Raw genomic sequence first — 16970 nt, forward strand, 5'->3', positions numbered from 1 at the left:
CGAGCGGTACGAGGCGCGGCTCCGTGATTGTCTTGCGGCTTGCAGCTTGAGGCTCGCCGCCGCTGTCAAGAGGTTTGAAATGACTGAACGTCTGAACAACGACTTCCAGTTCATCGAGGTCGGGCGCAAGGATCCGAAGAAGAAGCTGCTGCGCCAGCGCAAGAAGGAGTTCGTGGAAATCTACGAACCCTTCAAGCCGCAGCAGGCTTGCGAGCAGGCACACCGCTGCCTCGGCTGCGGCAATCCCTACTGCGAGTGGAAGTGCCCGGTCCACAACTACATCCCCAACTGGCTGAAGCTGGTCTCGGAGGGCAACATCCTCGCGGCAGCCGAGCTGTGCCACCAGACCAACACGCTGCCGGAAGTCTGCGGGCGGGTCTGCCCGCAGGACCGCCTGTGCGAAGGCGCCTGCACGCTGAACGACGGCTTCGGCGCGGTGACCATCGGCTCTGTCGAGAAGTACATCACCGACACGGCGTTTGCCATGGGCTGGCGGCCTGACCTGTCCAAGGTCAAGCCGACCGGCAAGCGCGTGGCGATCATCGGTGCCGGCCCGGCTGGCCTTGGCTGTGCCGACGTGCTGGTGCGCAACGGCGTGACGCCGGTGGTGTTCGACCGCAATCCGGAGATCGGCGGCCTGCTGACCTTCGGCATCCCCGAGTTCAAGCTGGAAAAGACCGTCCTCAGCCGGCGCCGCGAGATATTCAGCGGCATGGGGATCGAGTTCCGCCTCAACACCGAGGTCGGCAAGGACATCAGCATGGACCAGCTGCTGGCCGACTACGACGCCGTGTTCATGGGCATGGGCACCTACACCTACATGAAGGGCGGCTTCCCGGGCGAGGACCTGCCGGGTGTCTATGACGCGCTGGACTTCCTCGTCTCCAACGTCAACCGCAACCTCGGCTTCGAGAAGTCGGCCGAAGACTTCATCGACATGAAGGGCAAGAAGGTCGTGGTGCTCGGCGGTGGCGACACGGCCATGGACTGCAACCGCACCTCGATCCGTCAGGGTGCCAAGAGCGTCACCTGCGCCTATCGCCGCGACGCCAAGAACATGCCTGGCTCGCGCCGCGAGGTGAAGAACGCCAAGGAAGAGGGCGTGAAGTTCCTCTTCAACCGCCAGCCCATCGCCATCGTCGGCGAGGACCGCGTCGAGGGCGTCAAGGTCGTCGAGACGCGCCTGGGCGAGCCCGATGCCCGCGGGCGTCGCAGCCCCGAGCCGATTCCCGGCTCCGAGGAAGTGCTGCCGGCAGACGCCGTGGTGATCGCCTTCGGCTTCCGCCCGAGCCCGGCCCCCTGGTTCGAGCAGTTCGGTATCGAGATCGACAACCAGGGCCGCGTGGTCGCACCGGAAACCGGCGCGTTCCGGCACCAGACCAGCAACCCGAAGATCTTCGCCGGCGGCGACATGGTGCGCGGTTCCGACCTGGTGGTCACCGCGATCTTCGAGGGCCGCCAGGCCGCCGAGGGTATCCTCGACTATCTGGGCGTCTGATGCCCTGGCCGCGGCCTGATGAGAATCAAGCCAAGGTTGAAAGGCACGGCGCTCGCCGTGCCTTTTGCTATCTGCTTTGCGACAATGCACGGCAATTTTTTGCGGGAACCCCTACATGACTGCCCTGAAGAACGACCGCTTCCTTCGCGCCCTGCTCAAGCAGCCGGTTGACGTCACGCCGGTATGGATGATGCGCCAGGCGGGCCGCTACCTCCCCGAGTACCGCGCCTCGCGTGCCAAGGCCGGCGATTTCATGAGCCTGTGCATGAATCCGGAGCTGGCCTGCGAGGTGACGCTGCAGCCGCTGGATCGCTACCCGCTGGACGCCGCGATCCTGTTCTCCGACATCCTCACCGTGCCCGACGCCATGGGCCTGGGACTGTACTTCGAGACCGGCGAGGGCCCGCGCTTCAAGAAGGTGGTCAGCACGGCGGCCGATATCGAGGCGCTGCCGGTTCCCGATCCGGAGAAGGATCTTGGCTATGTGATGGATGCGGTGCGCACCATTCGCCGCGAACTCAACGGCCGCGTTCCGCTGATCGGTTTCTCCGGCAGCCCCTGGACCCTGGCGACCTACATGGTCGAGGGTGGCTCGAGCAAGGACTTCCGCAAGTCCAAGGCGATGCTCTACAGCGATCCGCAGGCGATGCACGCGCTGCTCGACAAGCTGGCTGCCTCGGTCACCTGCTACCTCAACGGGCAGATACGTGCCGGCGCCCAGGCCGTGCAGATCTTCGATTCCTGGGGCGGCAGCCTGTCGGCCGCGGCCTACCAGGAGTTCTCCCTGGCCTACATGCGCAAGATCGTCGACGGTCTGATCCGCGAGCACGACGGCCGTCGCGTGCCGGTCATCCTCTTCACCAAGGGCGGCGGCCTGTGGCTCGAATCGATGGCCGAAGCCGGTGCCGAGGCGCTGGGCCTGGACTGGACCTGCGACATCGGCAGTGCGCGCGCCCGCGTGGGCGACAAGGTGGCGCTGCAGGGCAACATGGACCCGAGCGTGCTCTACGCCCGTCCCGTGGCCATCCGCGCCGAGGTGGGCCGCATCCTTGCCGCCTACGGCCAGGGCACCGGCCACGTATTCAACCTCGGCCACGGCATCACCCCGGAAGTCGACCCAGCGCACGCGGGCGCCTTCATCGAGGCGGTGCACGAACTCTCGGCGCGCTACCACCAGGGCTGACGGTCGTCGGCTAGTTCAGCACAAACGCCCCGCACTTGCGGGGCGTTTGCATTCTGGTTGGCGCTGCGGGCGGGCGCGTGCCCATGCGTGCAGGCGAAGCTTGCGCTCCGCCGCGGTTGCTCAGGGCTGCTGGTAGTGGCCCGGCGTCGTGCCCGGCTCATGCTCGTGAACGAGGCGGGTGACGCGGATGTCGGTGATACCGAGCACCTCTGCCTGGCGAACGAGTTCCTCCTCGTCGGCACCGGCGTCGGGCATCACCAGGCTGTTCTCGGCGTCGGCATTATGCAGCCGCAGCAGACGCTCGGCGGCCTGGCCGCGGGAGAGGTCGTCCGCATCCGTCTCGATGATCTGCGCGTGGGGGTCGTTGCGGTAGATGTAGTTCACTTCGAACTTGTGTCGGGTCTTGCCGAACATGCCGAGCTCCTCGAGGAATTGTCGTCATGTCAGTGGACCTGCCGCCGAAACACGTTGTTCCGAGCCCGGTGCGAAGGCGGCCGGGCTACAGGTGGCGATGGCTCAGTTGTAGCGGTACTTGGCCTCGACCTTGCGCTTCTGCATGGTGTACTGGGTCAGGTCGATCTCGTTGCGTGCGAGCTGGCCTTCCAGATCGTCCATCTCCTGGTCTTCCAGCTTGCCGACATGATGCTTGGTCGCGTGGTAATTGATGGTCTCCGCGGCACTGTGCCCGCTGACCGGATCCCAGAGAATCGACAGCGGCCAGAACAGCAGGTTGACCACGCCCAGGCCGTATTCGCGACCGTAGAACGAGCCGCCGCCAGGCAGCAGGCCAAGCGCGGTGCCCAGTGCCGGGTCCTTTTCCTCGACGGCCAGCCCCGCTGCTTCATAGTGGCGCAGTTCGGATTTCTGGTAGGAATTGAGGCCGCTCGCGCAGCCGGTGGTCGCAATGATCGCTCCCGATGAACAGATGGGACAGCTTCACAACAGCTCCTTATTGTCTGCAGATCCAGCGCGCCTTGATGGCGCGGGCGCAGCCTGGCATGTCGTGATAGCCAAGTGACATTATTGGCGCCGCTAGCCGATGCCCTGTTGTCGCAGCCAGCCAAGCAGCTGTGGCAGCGGTAGCGCGCCGCTCTGCCGGGCGACTTCGCGTCCGTTGCGGAACAGGATCAGGCTGGGAATCGAGCGAATGCCAAGCTGTGCGGCAAGCTGCGCGTTGGCTTCACTGTCCAGCTTGGCCAGGCGACAGCGCCCCTGCAACTGGCTGGCCGCCTGGGCGAAGGTCGGGGCGAAGCTGCGGCAGGGGCCGCACCAGCTCGCCCATACGTCCACCAGCAGCGGCAGGTCGCCCTTGATCTGGTTGGCAAACTGGCTTGCCTGCAGCTCGAACGGCTGGGGCGAGAGCAGATCGGCCTTGCAGCGCCCGCAATGTGGCGCGTCGCTGAGCCGGGCAGCGGGAATACGGTTGAGGCTGGCGCAATGTGCGCAGGGAACGATCAATGAATCGGTCATGGCAAGGCTCCACGGCGGTATCCCGATCAATGTGGAGCCTTGCCGGCGGATATCAAGCCACCTTTACCCCTTGGCGGCATCCAGTGCCTGCGCCAGGTCCGCCAGGATGTCATCGATGTGCTCGATGCCGATGGACAGGCGGATCAGATCCTCGGAGACGCCGGCACGGGCGAGCTCCTGGGCGTTGAGCTGGCGATGGGTGGTGCTCGCCGGGTGGCAGGCCAGCGACTTGGCGTCGCCGATGTTGACCAGGCGGACGATCAGCTTGAGCGCATCGATGAAGCGCGCTCCGGCCGCCAGGCCACCGGCGATGCCGAAGCAGAGGATCGACGCCGGCTTGCCGTTCATGTAGCGCTGCGCCAGGGCGTGCTCCGGATGGTCGCTGAGGCCGGCGTACTTGACCCAGGCGACCTGCGGATGGGCGTGGAGGAACTCGGCGACCTTGCGCGCGTTCTCGCAGTGGCGCTCCATGCGCAGCGCGAGCGTCTCCAGGCCCTGCAGGATCAGGAACGAGTTGAACGGCGAAATCGCCGCACCCATGTTGCGCAGCGGCACCACGCGGCAGCGGCCGATGAAGGCCGCCGGGCCGAACGCCTCGGTGTAGGTCACGCCGTGGTAGGAAACGTCCGGGGTGTTGAGCAGGGCGAAGCGCTCCTTGTGCTGCGTCCAGGGGAACTTGCCGGAATCGACGACGATGCCGCCGATGCTGGTGCCATGGCCGCCCATGTACTTGGTCAGCGAGTGCACGACGATGTCCGCGCCGTGTTCGAACGGGCGGCAGAGGATCGGCGTCGCCACGGTGTTGTCGACGATCAGCGGTACCCCGTGGCGATGCGCGGCATCGGCCAGCGCCTCGAGGTCGATGATGTTGCCGGCCGGGTTGCCGATGGACTCGCAGAAGACTGCCTTGGTCTTGCTGTCGATCAGCGCTTCCAGCGCGGCGATGTCGTCATGCGCGGCGAAGCGCACCTCGATGCCCTGGCGCGGCAGGGTGTGGGCGAACAGGTTGTAGGTGCCGCCATAGAGCTTGGCCACCGAGACAATGTTGTCGCCGGTTTCGGCGATCGTCTGGATCGCATAGGTGATCGCGGCCATGCCCGAGGCCACCGCCAGCGCGGCGATACCGCCTTCCAGCGCAGCGACACGCTGTTCGAGCACATCGGTGGTCGGGTTCATGATGCGCGTATAGATGTTGCCGGGCACCTTCAGGTCGAACAGGTCGGCGCCGTGCTGGGTGTCGTCGAACGCATAGGAGGTGGTCTGGTAGATCGGCACCGCCACCGCCTTCGTCGTCGGATCCGGGCTGTAGCCCGCATGAATCGCCAGGGTCTCCAGTTTCATCGCGGCATGTCCTTGTTATTGGCCGGAAAGCTCCGGAGGATGCGGGCAAGGCCAATGCCGGTCAATGATCCAGGGCAACGAAGCAGGCTGTCCGACGGGGCGGCGAAAGCCGGACGACGCACAAGAGAAAGCCGCGCAATGCGCGGCTTTGAAGGTGGTGGGCCCACACGGACTCGAACCGTGGACCAAAGGATTATGAGTCCTCTGCTCTAACCGACTGAGCTATAGGCCCTCAGAGGGAGCGGCGGATTATACCGGTGCGCTGCTGGGGGCGCCAACCGAGAAGGGCTGGGCCTGCGGGAAAAGAAAAACCCCGGCGGGCCGGGGTTTTGTCGATCACTCGTCGAGGAACGAGCGCAGGTGTTCGCTGCGCGTCGGGTGGCGCAGCTTGCGCAGCGCCTTTGCCTCGATCTGGCGGATCCGCTCGCGGGTGACATCGAACTGCTTGCCGACTTCCTCGAGGGTGTGGTCGGTGTTCATGTCGATGCCGAAGCGCATGCGCAGCACCTTGGCTTCGCGGGCGGTGAGGCCGGCGAGCACTTCGCGGGTGGCTTCCTTGAGGCTTTCCACGGTGGCCACGTCGATCGGCGACTGCATGGTGCTGTCCTCGATGAAGTCGCCCAGGTGCGAGTCCTCGTCGTCACCGATCGGCGTCTCCATGGAGATCGGCTCCTTGGCGATCTTCAGCACCTTGCGGATCTTGTCCTCGGGCATCTCCATGCGCTCGCCCAGCTCTTCCGGAGTGGGCTCGCGGCCCATTTCCTGGAGCATCTGGCGGGAGATGCGGTTGAGCTTGTTGATGGTCTCGATCATGTGCACCGGGATGCGGATGGTGCGCGCCTGGTCGGCGATCGAGCGGGTGATCGCCTGGCGGATCCACCAGGTGGCGTAGGTCGAGAACTTGTAGCCGCGGCGGTATTCGAACTTGTCCACCGCCTTCATCAGGCCGATGTTGCCTTCCTGGATCAGGTCGAGGAACTGCAGGCCGCGGTTGGTGTATTTCTTGGCGATGGAGATCACCAGGCGCAGGTTGGCCTCGACCATCTCCTTCTTGGCGCGGCGGGCCTTGGCCTCGCCGATGGACATGCGACGGTTGATGTCCTTGATGTCGGCGACGCTGAGGCCGGATTCCTGCTCCAGGTCCACCAGCTTCTGCTGGCAGGCGCGGATGTCGTCCTTGCGGGCTGCGATGGCCTCGGCGTACTTGCCCTTGCCGCTGGCGATGGCGTCGGCCCAGTCGAGATTGGTCTCGTTGCTCGGGAACTCGCGCAGGAAGTCGGCGCGTGGCATGCGGGCGTCACGCACGCACAGCTGCATGACCGCACGCTCCTGGGCGCGGATGCGGCTGAGGGCGTCGCGCACGCGCTCGACCAGGGCGTCGTACTGCTTGGGTACCAGCTTGATCGGCATGAACAGGGTGGCGAGGGCTTCGAGCTCCTCGATTGCCTGGCGGCTGGCGCGGCCGTGCTTCTTCAGGGCCTTCTGGGTCTTCTCCAGTTGCTCGGCGACGGCGCCGAAGCGCAGGCGGGCAACTTCGGGGTCCGGACCGCCGTCGCCTTCCTCTTCCTCGCTGTCGGAGGATTCGTCTTCTTCCTCGTCGTCATCCTTGTCGTCCGCGGCGGCCTTGCTGGCGACCTGCGGGGCGACCGGCTCGACTTCCTGGGGGGCGGCAGCGCCGTCATCATCCGGGTCGATGTAGCCGCTGAGGATGTCCGACAGGCGGCCGCCCTCGCTGACCACGCGATCGTAGTCGGCCAGGATGCCGTCGACGGTGCCGGGGAAGTGGGCGATCGCGCTCATCACTTCGCGGATGCCTTCCTCGATGCGCTTGGCGATCTCGATCTCGCCTTCGCGCGTCAGCAGCTCGACGGTGCCCATCTCGCGCATGTACATGCGCACCGGGTCGGTGGTGCGGCCGATGTCGGTCTCCACCGCGGCCAGGGCGGCGGCGGCTTCTTCCGCGGCGGCTTCATCGGTATCGGCTTCGGCCAACAACAGGGCATCGGCATCCGGGGCAACCTCGAATACGTTGATGCCCATGTCGTTGATCATGCGAATGATGTCTTCCACCTGTTCCGGATCGGAAATATCCTCCGGCAGGTGGTCGTTGACCTCGGCGTAAGTCAGGTAACCCTGCTCACGACCACGCTGGATCAACTCTTTGAGGCGAGACTGCTGTTGCGCTTTTCCGGACATATAACCCTATCCACTGAAGGTTCTGGCGGGCTGAAAACAAGCCAAGCATTATAGCCGAGCTAGGACCTCACGCGCCAGTTGAGGTCGGTTCCCTGGGTGCGGCCTTGCGATCCAACAGTGCGCGCAGGTGGTCCTTCTCCTCTGCGCTCAGGGCACCCTGGCGAGCCTTGCGCAGCAGTTGCTCGAGGCTGCGCTCGCGTTGTCTGGCGGCAAGGCTTGAAATGGTGTCGAAAAACTGTTGTTCAAGGTTATCGGCCGAGATCAGCCATTCTTTCTCCGCCAGGGCGCGTAAAAGTCGCCCTTGGTCGGTTCCATGCCAGCGCGCGATCAGCTGCAGGCTGCGCAGGCGCGGATTTTTCTGCAGGGCGCCGATAAGGGCGACCAGCAGCTGGATGTAGGTATCGTCTTCTTCGGCAAAGTGGCTGGCATCCTCGACCTTTAGTGCCAGTTCGGGATGGTGCAGCAGGGTGCGCAGGGTGGTCAGTGCCGGCGGTTCGACCGTCGCCGGCGTGCGCGGCCCCCGCGGCTTGAAGTCGCCGCGCTGGCCGGGCTTGCGGCCGTCCTTGTTCCACGAACGCTTGGCATCCTTGCGCGGGGCGGAGGGCGGCGGCTCGTAGCTGGAGGCGTCGTAGTCGGCCGGTAGCGCGTCGTAGTAGTGGTGGTCGTCGTGCGTGGCGGCCGCCGGCTGCGTCGGCGCAGCGCCGAGCTGGTGCAGGGCTTCGCCATTGAGGCCGGTAAGCTCGGCCAGGCGCTGGCGCATCAGCGTGCGCAGGTTGGTGCCCGGAATTTTCTCGATCAGCGGGGCGGCCAGGGTCGCCAGGTGGGCCTTGCCTTCCAGCGAGCGCGGGTCGGCCTCATCGCTCAGTTGCTGGAAGAAGTAGTCCGCCAGGGGCTGGGCGTGCTGGTTGATTCGGGCCTGGAACGCGTCGGTGCCCTCGGCACGCACCAGGCTGTCCGGGTCCTCGCCCTCGGGGAGAAACAGGAAGCGTGCCCGGCGACCGTCCTGCAGGTTCGGCAGGGTGGCTTCCAGCGCGCGCCAGGCAGCCTTGCGCCCGGCGCTGTCGCCGTCGAAGCAGAACAGCACGCTGGGCACGATGCGGAACAGTCGCTTGAGGTGCTCCTCGCTGGTGGCGGTGCCGAGCGTGGCCACCGCGTTGCGCAGGCCCTGCTGGGCGAGGGCGATGACATCCATGTAGCCCTCGACCACGATGATCTCATCGAGGTCGCGGTTGGCCTGGCGGGCTTCGTAGAGTCCGTAGAGTTCCTGGCCCTTGTGGAAGACCGGTGTCTCCGGCGAGTTCAGGTACTTGGGCTTGTCGTCGCCGAGCACGCGGCCGCCGAAGGCGATCACCCGGCCGCGGCTGTCGCGGATCGGGAACATCACGCGGTCGCGGAAGCGGTCGTAGCGCTTGCCGGTCTCGGCGTTCTCGATCAGCAGGCCGGCGTCGATCAGCGCCTTCTGCTGCAGGGTATCGCCGGCCAGGTGCTTCATCAGGTTGTCCCAGCCCGGCGGCGCGAAGCCGAGGCCGAAGTCGCGGGCGATCAGTCCGGACAGCCCGCGCCCCTTGAGGTAGTCGACCGCGGCCTTGCGCGCCGGGTGGCTCTTCAGCGCCTGGCGGTAGTAGTCGGCGGCGGCGGCGAGCAGCGGATACAGCGGCGAGTCGACAGGCTGGCGGGGCTTGTGCCCGCGACCGCTGTCCTCGCGGGGCACCTCCAGGCCGGCGCGTCGGGCCAGTTCCTCGACCGCCTGGGGGAAGTCCAGATGGTCGTGGTCCATGACGAAGCCGAGTGCATTGCCGCCGGCGCCGCAGCCGAAGCAGTAGTAGAACTGCTTGTCCGGGCTGACGCTGAAGGAGGGGGTCTTCTCGTTGTGGAAGGGGCAGCGGGCCGTATAGTTCTTGCCGGCCTTCTTCAGCTGGATGCGCGAGCCCACCACCTCGACGATGTCGGAGCGGTTGAGCAGGTCGTCGATGAAGGATTGCGGGATCAGTCCGGCCATAGAAGTATCAGGTTAGCTCGCAGTGCCGGCCGGAAACGAAAAAACTCCGGCCATTCGCCGGCTGGCGAAGCGGAGTCTGCATGCAAAAGCAAAGCCCGGCCTGAGCCGGGCTTGATGCGGCGTCAGCGGTACTGGATCAGTACAGGCGAACGCTGCGGCGCTGCTCGCGCTGCACTTTCTTGGCGTGACGCTTGACTGCGGCAGCAGCCTTGCGCTTGCGCTCGGCAGTCGGCTTCTCGTAGAACTCGCGGGAGCGGACTTCGGCCAGAACGCCGGCCTTTTCGCAGGAGCGCTTGAAGCGACGCAGTGCTACGTCGAAGGGTTCATTCTCTTTAACTTTGACAGCGGGCATCCAGGACTTACCTTCACTTGATTACCGGTGGCAACGCGCTTCGGCAAATGACTCGCAAGCACGCTGGTTTTAAGGGTTGCGGATGTTAACGCCTCGGCTGGAGGAATGCAAAGCCCCTGAGCGAAAAGCGCTGGCCGGTGGCCGACCGCGACGATTAATATGCACGGCTTCATTCGCTTCCCTCGGACGGTTCGACCCATGCTGGTGCTGGGCCTGGAAACTTCCTGCGACGAGACCGGCGTCGCGCTCTACGACAGCGCGCAGGGCCTGCTGGCCGATGCGCTGTTCAGCCAGATCGACCTGCATCGCGTCTATGGCGGCGTGGTCCCGGAACTGGCCTCGCGCGACCACGTCAAGCGCATGCTGCCGCTGATCCGCCAGGTGCTGGCCGATGCCGGGCGCGAGGCCGCGCAGATCGACGCCATCGCCTACACCGCCGGCCCCGGGCTGGTCGGCGCGTTGCTGGTCGGCGCCTCCTGTGCGCAGGCGCTGGCGTTCGCCTGGGGCATCCCGGCGGTGGGTGTGCACCATATGGAAGGCCACCTGCTGGCACCGATGCTCGAGGAGCAGCCGCCGACGTTCCCGTTCGTCGCCCTGCTAGTGTCCGGCGGCCATACCCAGCTGGTACGCGTCGACGGCATCGGGCGTTACGAGCTGCTCGGCGAGTCGGTCGACGATGCCGCTGGCGAGGCCTTCGACAAGACCGCCAAGCTGATGGGCCTGCGCTATCCCGGCGGCCCGGAAATCGCCCGGCGGGCCGAGCAGGGCACGCCCGGGCGCTTCGTCTTCCCGCGGCCGATGACCGATCGGCCGGGGCTGGACTTCAGCTTCAGCGGGCTCAAGACCTTCACCCTCAATACCTGGCAGCAGTGCCGCAGCGCGGGCGACGACGGCGAGCAGACCCGCTGCGACATCGCCCTGGCCTTCCAGCAGGCGGTGGTCGAGACGCTGACCATCAAGTGCCGCCGGGCGCTGAAGCAGACCGGCCTGAAGTCGCTGGTGATCGCTGGCGGCGTGAGCGCCAACCGGGCGCTGCGCGAGGCGCTGCAGGCCATGCTCGGCGAGATGAAGGGGCAGGTGTTCTATGCGCGGCCGCGTTTTTGCACCGATAACGGCGCGATGATCGCCTATGCCGGTTGCCAGCGCCTGCTGGCCGGGCAGCACGATGGACCGCAGATCGGTGTGCAGGCGCGCTGGCCGATGGAGACGCTGCCGGCGATCTAGATCGCCCGGCGCTCAGAAATGCCGTTCCCGACCCGCCAGGAGCGCCTGCAGGTTGCTGCGATGGCGCCAGACGATCAGCAGGGCGAGCAGGCTCATCGGCAACAGCGCGGCCGGTTGCTGCCAGGCCAGCAGTGGCAGGCAGACGGGCAGGGCGGTCAGCGCCGCCAGCGAGCTGGTGCGGCTCAGGCGGAACACGCTGAGCCAGGTGGCGGCGGCCAGTGCCGCGGCCGGCGGGTAGAGGCCGAGCAGCATGCCGGCCGCGGTGGCGACGCCCTTGCCGCCGCGGAAGCGGAAGTAGAGTGGGTAGAGATGGCCGAGCACGGCCGCCAGGCCTACCCAGGCCTGCTGCTGGGTGGCCAGGCCCAGCCAGGCAGCGAGGATCACCGGCAACAGGCCCTTGAGCAGATCGCCCAGCAGGGTAGCGATCGCCAGGCGGCGACCGGCCAGGCGCAGCATGTTGGTCGCGCCCGGATTGCCCGAACCGCCGGCACGCGGGTCTGGCATGCCCGACAGCCGGCTGAGCACAATGGCGAACGACAGTGAGCCGAGCAGGTAGGCGAACAGTGTCAGCAGCCAGAACATGGACATCATCCGGGGCAGGGAGCTCCTGAGTCTAACGGTGCGGCTTCGGCTTGTCGTGCCGCGGGAGAAAGGGTTTGGATACAGTTTTTATCGAGGGGCTCGAGGTGGACACCGTCATCGGTGCCTACGACTGGGAGCGGGGCATCCGCCAGTGCCTGCGCCTGGATCTGACCCTCGGCTGGGACATTCGTCCTGCCGCCGAACATGACGAACTGGACAAGGCCCTGGACTACGCCAAGGTCGGCCAGGCCATCGATCGTTTCGCCGGCGCGGCGCGCTTCGAGCTGGTGGAAACCTTCGCCGAGCGGCTGGCCGCGCAGCTGATGAGCGAGTTCGGCATCCGCTGGCTGCGCCTGCGTGTGACCAAGCCGGGCGTCAACCCGCGCGCGCGGGCGCTGGGCGTGGAGATCGAACGCGGATGCCGCTGACTCCGGTTCTGCTCGGGCTCGGCAGCAACGCCGGGCGCGAGCGCCATCTGCACGCCGGCCTCGATGCGCTGGCGGCGCTGCTGCGCGACATGCGCTGCTCGCCGGTGTTCGAGAGCCTTGCCGTCGGCTACAAGGGTGACAACTTCTACAACCTGGTGGTCGCCGGGCTGACCGACCTGCCGCTGACCGAGCTGGACCGGCGCCTGAAGTTCATCGAGGCCGAAAACGGCCGCTATGCGCCGGACCGCAAGGGGCTGCCGCTGGACATCGACGTGCTGCTCTACGACCAACAGGTCGGCGATTTCAACGGCCTCGAGCTGCCGCGCCCGGAAATCCTGCGCAACGCCTTCGTGCTCTGGCCACTTTCGCTGCTGGCACCCGATGGCGTGCATCCGGGCTGTGGCCGGACCTTCGCCGAGCTGTGGCGCGACAGTGCCATCGCCCAGCAACTGTGGCCGGTGGCGTTCCACTGGCGTGGCCTGTCGCTGACGCCCGAATCGCTGCTGCGGCAGTTCCCGGCGCCATCGGCCTGAGCGGCGGCTAAAGCCGCGCGTCGGCCAGCACCTTGGCGACGGCCGCGAATCGCTCGCGCTTCAGCGCCTCGCCGAGTTCGGCTGCGCGATGGCCGCGCGCGATCAGCGGCGCGGCCGATACCTCACGCGCCGCGCGTGCCGCGCTTCGCAACAGCTCCGTCGGGCACCGACCCGGCCCCCAGAGCGCGGCATCGGCGAGGATCTGGCAGGCGTCGAGGAAGTGCTCGAAACGTTCCGGGCGCCGGTAGATATCGAAGTGCTGCAGCAAATCGAACAGCGCCGCGGCGGACAGCTGCCCGGTGTGCTGCGCGATGGGGCCGAAGCGGGCCGTCAGCAGCGCCAGCTCCTGGCAGTCGCGTGGCGCCTTGCTGCGCTGGTTGACTGCTTCGGCCAGCGCCGTCGAATCACCGGCCGGGTCGGCCAGCGGGGCGAGCAGGCAGGCCCAGCGCACCGCCAGCGGCTGCTCGCGGCGGGCGCACTCGCGCAGGGCTTCCAGCAGGTGCGTGGTGCAGTCGCCTCCGGCGAGGCGGGCCTGCAGTTCGGCGAAGAGTTCGGCCAGCGCGCCGCAATCGAGCAGCACCTGCACGAAGACGTCCGGGCGCGGCTCCATCAGCGCGCGGGAGATTTCCTTCCAGCTGCGCTCGGGCGTCAGCGCCTGCAGCTCGCCCGAGCGCGACAGCTGGCGCATCAGCTCCAGCGTTGGCGGCGCGATGCGAAAGCCGAGCTCGGCATAGCGCGCCGCGAAGCGCGCCACGCGCAGCGCCCGCAGCGGATCTTCGGCGAAGGCCGGGGCGACGTGCCGCAGCCATTTCTGCGCCAGGTCGCGCTGGCCGTGGTAAGGATCGATCAAGCGGCCGTGCTCATCCTCGGCGATGGCGTTGATCGTCAGGTCGCGGCGCTGGAGGTCTTCCTCGAGGGTGACTTCGGGGCTGGCGTAGAACGTGAAGCCGCCGTAGCCGCGGCCGCTCTTGCGCTCGGTGCGCGCCAGCGCATATTCCTCGCCGGTCTCGGGGTGGAGGAACACCGGGAAATCCGCGCCCACCGGGCGAAAGCCCTGCGCCTGCATCTGCTCGGCCGTGGCGCCGACTACCACCCAGTCGGTCTCGCTCACCGGGCGCCCGAGCAGGCGATCGCGCACGGCGCCGCCAACTTTGTAGATCTGCATGATCACCTCCGTTGGCCGCGGAGGATAAGGCAAAGCGCCGGGCCGCGGGAATGCGGTGGCGGCGGGCCCGGCTTGCCGTTCGCCCTGATTACCGGACGAACGGGGCGCTGCCTCAGGCGAAGTTCATCCCCGGGAAGCGGGACTCGGCCTCGGCTTCGCTGGGGCGCGGCGGCATGTGGTGGGTGTTGACCACTTGCTCGCCCTGCATCGACTGCAGGTGCACGTCGAAGCCCCACAGGCGGTGCAGGTGCTTGAGTACCTCGCTGGTGGAGTCGCCCAGCGGCTTGCGGTCATGCTGCTGGTGACGCAGGGTCAGCGAGCGGTCGCCGCGGCGGTCGACGTTCCACACCTGCACGTTGGGCTCGCGGTTACCCAGGTTGTACTGCGCGGCGAGCAGTTCGCGAATGGTGTGGTAGCCGCTTTCGTCGTGGATGGCGGGAATCAGCAATTCGTCCTTGCGGTCGTCGTCGAGCACGCTGAACAGCTTGAGGTCGCGGATCACCTTCGGCGAGAGGAACTGCAGGATGAAGCTCTCGTCCTTGAAGTTCTGCATGGCGAACTTGATGGTGGTCAGCCAGTCGCTGCCGGCGATGTCCGGGAACCAGCGGCGATCCTCCTCGGTGGGTTTCTCGCAGATGCGGCGAATGTCCTGGTACATCGCGAAGCCCAGGGTGTAGGGGTTGATGCCGCTGTAGTAGGGACTGTCGAAGCCGGGCTGGTAGATCACGCTGGTGTGCGACTGGAGGAACTCCATCATGAAGCCGTCGGTGACCAGGCCCTCGTCGTAGAGGTCGTTCATCAGCGTGTAGTGCCAGAAGGTGGCCCAGCCTTCGTTCATCACCTGGGTCTGGCGTTGCGGATAGAAGTACTGCGCAATCTTGCGCACGATGCGCACCACTTCGCGCTGCCAGGGCTCGAGCAGCGGCGCGTGCTTCTCGATGAAGTAGAGGATGTTCTCCTGGGGTTCGGCCGGGAAGCGCTTGCCGTCATCGGCGTCCTCGCCCTTGCCGGCGCTCTTCGGGATGGTGCGCCAGAGGTCGTTGATCTGCCGTTGCAGGTGTTCCTCGCGCTCTTTCTGCCGGCGGCGTTCCTCCTCGGCGGAGATCGGGTAGGGGCGCTTGTAGCGGTCCACGCCGTAGTTCATCAGCGCGTGGCAGGAATCGAGCAGGTCCTCCACTGCATTGATGCCGTGGCGTTCCTCGCACTGGGTGATGTACTGCTTGGCGAACACCAGGTAGTCGATGATCGAGCTGGCGTCCGTCCAGGTGCGGAACAGGTAGTTGCCCTTGAAGAAGCTGTTGTGGCCATAGCAGGCGTGGGCGATCACCAGCGCCTGCATGCAAATGGTGTTTTCCTCCATCAGGTAGGCGATGCACGGGTCGGAATTGATCACGATCTCGTAGGCCAGGCCCATCTGCCCGCGCTTGTAGCCTTTCTCGGTGCTGAGGAAGTGTTTGCCGTAGGACCAGTGGTGGTAGCCGATGGGCATGCCCACCGAGGCGTAGGCATCCATCATCTGCTCGGCGGTGATCACCTCGATCTGGTTCGGGTAGGTGTCCAGCGCGTAGCGTTCGGCGAGGCGGCCGATCTCGCGGTCGTAGGTGCGGATCAGCTCGAAGGTCCATTCCGAGCCGGTGGAGATGGGTTGTCTCTTCATGCTGCACCTCGCCCGGCGCTGAGGCGCCGCTGGAACAGTTCACGAAACACCGGATAGATGTCCGACGCCGAGACCAGCTGCTGCTGGGCGAAGGCTTCGGGGAAGGCCTCGCTGACCTGGTTGTACTCGTACCACAGCGCCTGGTGTTCGCGCGGGGTGATCTCCACGTAGGTGAAGTACTGCACGAAGGGCATGATCTGGTTGATCAGGATGTCGCGGCACAGCGGCGAGTCGTCGTTCCAGTTGTCGCCGTCCGAGGCCTGGGCGCCGTAGATGTTCCATTCCGCGGCCGGGTAACGCTCGGCCATGATCTCCTGCATCATCTTCAGCGCGCTGGAGACGATGGTGCCGCCGGTCTCGCGCGAATAGAAGAACTCTTCCTCGTCGACTTCCTTGGCGCTGGTGTGGTGGCGGATGAACACCACGTCGATCTTGTCGTAGTTCCGCTTGAGGAACAGGTACAGGAGGATGAAGAAGCGCTTGGCGACGTCCTTGGTCGCCTGGGTCATCGAGCCGGAGACGTCCATCAGGCAGAACATCACCGCCTTGGAGCTGGGGTTGGGGTGCTTGACCAGCAGGTTGTACTTGAGGTCGAAGGTGTCGAGGAACGGCACGCGTTCGATGCGGGCGCGCAGGCGCAGGATCTCCTCCTCGCAGGCCTTGATGTCGCCGAGGTTGTCCGGCTCCTCGCGCTTGAGGCGCTCCAGCTCGGCCTTGGCCTCGCGCAGCTTGCCACGACTGGAGCCGGACAGGGCGATGCGCCGCGCATGCGCCGAGCGCAGGGTGCGCACGATGTTGATCCGCGACGGGTTGCCCTCGCTGCTGATGCCGGCACGCACGGTCTTGAAGGTGTCGGCGCCGGTCAGGTGGCGCTTGACCAGGTTCGGCAGCTCGAGGTCCTCGAACATGAAGTCGAGGAATTCCTCCTGGGTGATCTGGAACACGAAGTCATCGATGCCTTCGCCGCTGTTGCTGGCCTTGCCCTGGCCGCCGCCACTCCCACCGCCGCCCTGCGGGCGCGGGATGCGCTCGCCGGCGACGAACTCCTTGTTGCCGGGGTGAACCACCGTCTGCCGGCCGCCACGACCGTGGTGCAGCACCGGCTCGTCGATGTCCCGCCCGGGAATGCTGATCTGCTCGCCATGCTCCATGTCGGTGATGGAGCGCCGGCTGACGGCCTCTTCCACCGCCTTCTTGATGTGGCCGCGATAGCGCTGCAGGAAGCGCTGGCGGTTGACCATGCTCTTGTTCTTGCCGTTCAGACGACGGTCGATCACGTAGCTCATAGGCCCCTCCGGGGCAGCTTCATGGTGCGAGCGCACGCTGCAAGGGCAGGCGACGC

At 66.3% G+C, this 16970-nt stretch carries 16 protein-coding genes and 1 tRNA gene; 5 read left to right on the forward strand and 12 right to left on the reverse strand.

What is annotated here, in order from left to right:
* Positions 1 to 79 precede the first annotated feature (79 nt).
* Both L3N39_RS05290 and hemE read left to right on the forward strand, forming a co-directional pair.
* Positions 80 to 1498, forward strand: coding sequence for an FAD-dependent oxidoreductase (locus tag L3N39_RS05290; RefSeq protein ID WP_237256243.1), 1419 nt, complete (start codon positions 80 to 82; stop codon positions 1496 to 1498).
* A 115-nt stretch (positions 1499 to 1613) separates the two neighbouring features.
* The gene (hemE, locus tag L3N39_RS05295; RefSeq protein ID WP_237256244.1) at positions 1614 to 2681 is read left to right on the forward strand and encodes a uroporphyrinogen decarboxylase; all 1068 of its coding nucleotides are present in this window, start codon (positions 1614 to 1616) and stop codon (positions 2679 to 2681) included.
* Positions 2682 to 2801: 120 nt separating this feature from the next.
* Here the strand turns inward: hemE and L3N39_RS05300 are convergent, their stop codons facing one another.
* From L3N39_RS05300 to rpsU, 8 genes are all read right to left on the reverse strand, one after another.
* Positions 2802 to 3095: an HAD family hydrolase gene (locus tag L3N39_RS05300; RefSeq protein ID WP_237256245.1), complete on the reverse strand. Its 294-nt coding sequence runs from the start codon at positions 3093 to 3095 to the stop codon at positions 2802 to 2804.
* 102 nt (positions 3096 to 3197) lie between these two features.
* A complete protein-coding gene (locus L3N39_RS05305; RefSeq protein WP_237256578.1) occupies positions 3198 to 3608 on the reverse strand; it encodes a hypothetical protein in 411 nt (136 codons plus the stop codon).
* 105 nt (positions 3609 to 3713) lie between these two features.
* Positions 3714 to 4151, reverse strand: a complete 438-nt coding sequence (gene trxC / locus L3N39_RS05310) for a thioredoxin TrxC (protein ID WP_237256246.1) — start codon at positions 4149 to 4151, stop codon at positions 3714 to 3716.
* Between the two features lie 63 nt (positions 4152 to 4214).
* Positions 4215 to 5492, reverse strand: coding sequence for a bifunctional O-acetylhomoserine aminocarboxypropyltransferase/cysteine synthase (locus tag L3N39_RS05315; protein ID WP_237256247.1), 1278 nt, complete (start codon positions 5490 to 5492; stop codon positions 4215 to 4217).
* 155 nt (positions 5493 to 5647) lie between these two features.
* Positions 5648 to 5724: transfer RNA gene (locus L3N39_RS05320), tRNA-Ile, on the reverse strand.
* A gap of 104 nt (positions 5725 to 5828) precedes the next feature.
* Positions 5829 to 7688 carry an RNA polymerase sigma factor RpoD gene (gene rpoD, locus L3N39_RS05325; RefSeq protein WP_237256248.1) on the reverse strand — a complete coding sequence of 620 codons (1860 nt, stop codon included), beginning with the start codon at positions 7686 to 7688 and terminating at the stop codon, positions 5829 to 5831.
* Positions 7689 to 7755: 67 nt separating this feature from the next.
* Positions 7756 to 9687, reverse strand: a complete 1932-nt coding sequence (gene dnaG, locus L3N39_RS05330) for a DNA primase (RefSeq protein WP_237256249.1) — start codon at positions 9685 to 9687, stop codon at positions 7756 to 7758.
* A gap of 136 nt (positions 9688 to 9823) precedes the next feature.
* On the reverse strand, positions 9824 to 10039 hold the full coding sequence (gene rpsU / locus L3N39_RS05335) for a 30S ribosomal protein S21 (protein WP_003290642.1): 216 nt from the start codon (positions 10037 to 10039) through the stop codon (positions 9824 to 9826).
* Positions 10040 to 10237: 198 nt separating this feature from the next.
* Between rpsU and tsaD the strand changes: the two genes are divergently transcribed.
* Positions 10238 to 11263: a tRNA (adenosine(37)-N6)-threonylcarbamoyltransferase complex transferase subunit TsaD gene (gene tsaD / locus L3N39_RS05340; protein WP_237256250.1), complete on the forward strand. Its 1026-nt coding sequence runs from the start codon at positions 10238 to 10240 to the stop codon at positions 11261 to 11263.
* A gap of 12 nt (positions 11264 to 11275) precedes the next feature.
* Here tsaD and plsY read toward each other — a convergent pair whose 3' ends face one another.
* On the reverse strand, positions 11276 to 11845 hold the full coding sequence (gene plsY, locus L3N39_RS05345; protein WP_237256251.1) for a glycerol-3-phosphate 1-O-acyltransferase PlsY: 570 nt from the start codon (positions 11843 to 11845) through the stop codon (positions 11276 to 11278).
* A gap of 74 nt (positions 11846 to 11919) precedes the next feature.
* Between plsY and folB the strand changes: the two genes are divergently transcribed.
* On the forward strand, positions 11920 to 12273 hold the full coding sequence (folB, locus tag L3N39_RS05350) for a dihydroneopterin aldolase (protein ID WP_237256252.1): 354 nt from the start codon (positions 11920 to 11922) through the stop codon (positions 12271 to 12273).
* Positions 12264 to 12806, forward strand: coding sequence for a 2-amino-4-hydroxy-6-hydroxymethyldihydropteridine diphosphokinase (gene folK / locus L3N39_RS05355; protein WP_237256253.1), 543 nt, complete (start codon positions 12264 to 12266; stop codon positions 12804 to 12806). Before folB ends, folK begins: the two co-directional genes overlap by 10 nt.
* A 7-nt stretch (positions 12807 to 12813) precedes the next feature.
* Here folK and L3N39_RS05360 read toward each other — a convergent pair whose 3' ends face one another.
* The 3 genes from L3N39_RS05360 to L3N39_RS05370 form a co-directional block, all read right to left on the reverse strand.
* Entirely contained in the window at positions 12814 to 13971 is a 1158-nt protein-coding gene (locus L3N39_RS05360) for a multifunctional CCA addition/repair protein (RefSeq protein WP_237256254.1), read from the reverse strand.
* A 112-nt stretch (positions 13972 to 14083) separates the two neighbouring features.
* The gene (locus tag L3N39_RS05365; protein ID WP_237256255.1) at positions 14084 to 15628 is read right to left on the reverse strand and encodes a SpoVR family protein; all 1545 of its coding nucleotides are present in this window, start codon (positions 15626 to 15628) and stop codon (positions 14084 to 14086) included.
* Entirely contained in the window at positions 15625 to 16914 is a 1290-nt protein-coding gene (locus tag L3N39_RS05370) for a YeaH/YhbH family protein (RefSeq protein WP_237256256.1), read from the reverse strand. The genes L3N39_RS05365 and L3N39_RS05370 overlap by 4 nt, the downstream gene beginning before the upstream one ends.
* Between the last annotated feature and the right edge of the window lie 56 nt (positions 16915 to 16970).

The organism is Pseudomonas oligotrophica (genome assembly GCF_021726475.1).
GTDB classification, from domain to species: Bacteria; Pseudomonadota; Gammaproteobacteria; order Pseudomonadales; family Pseudomonadaceae; genus Stutzerimonas; species Stutzerimonas oligotrophica.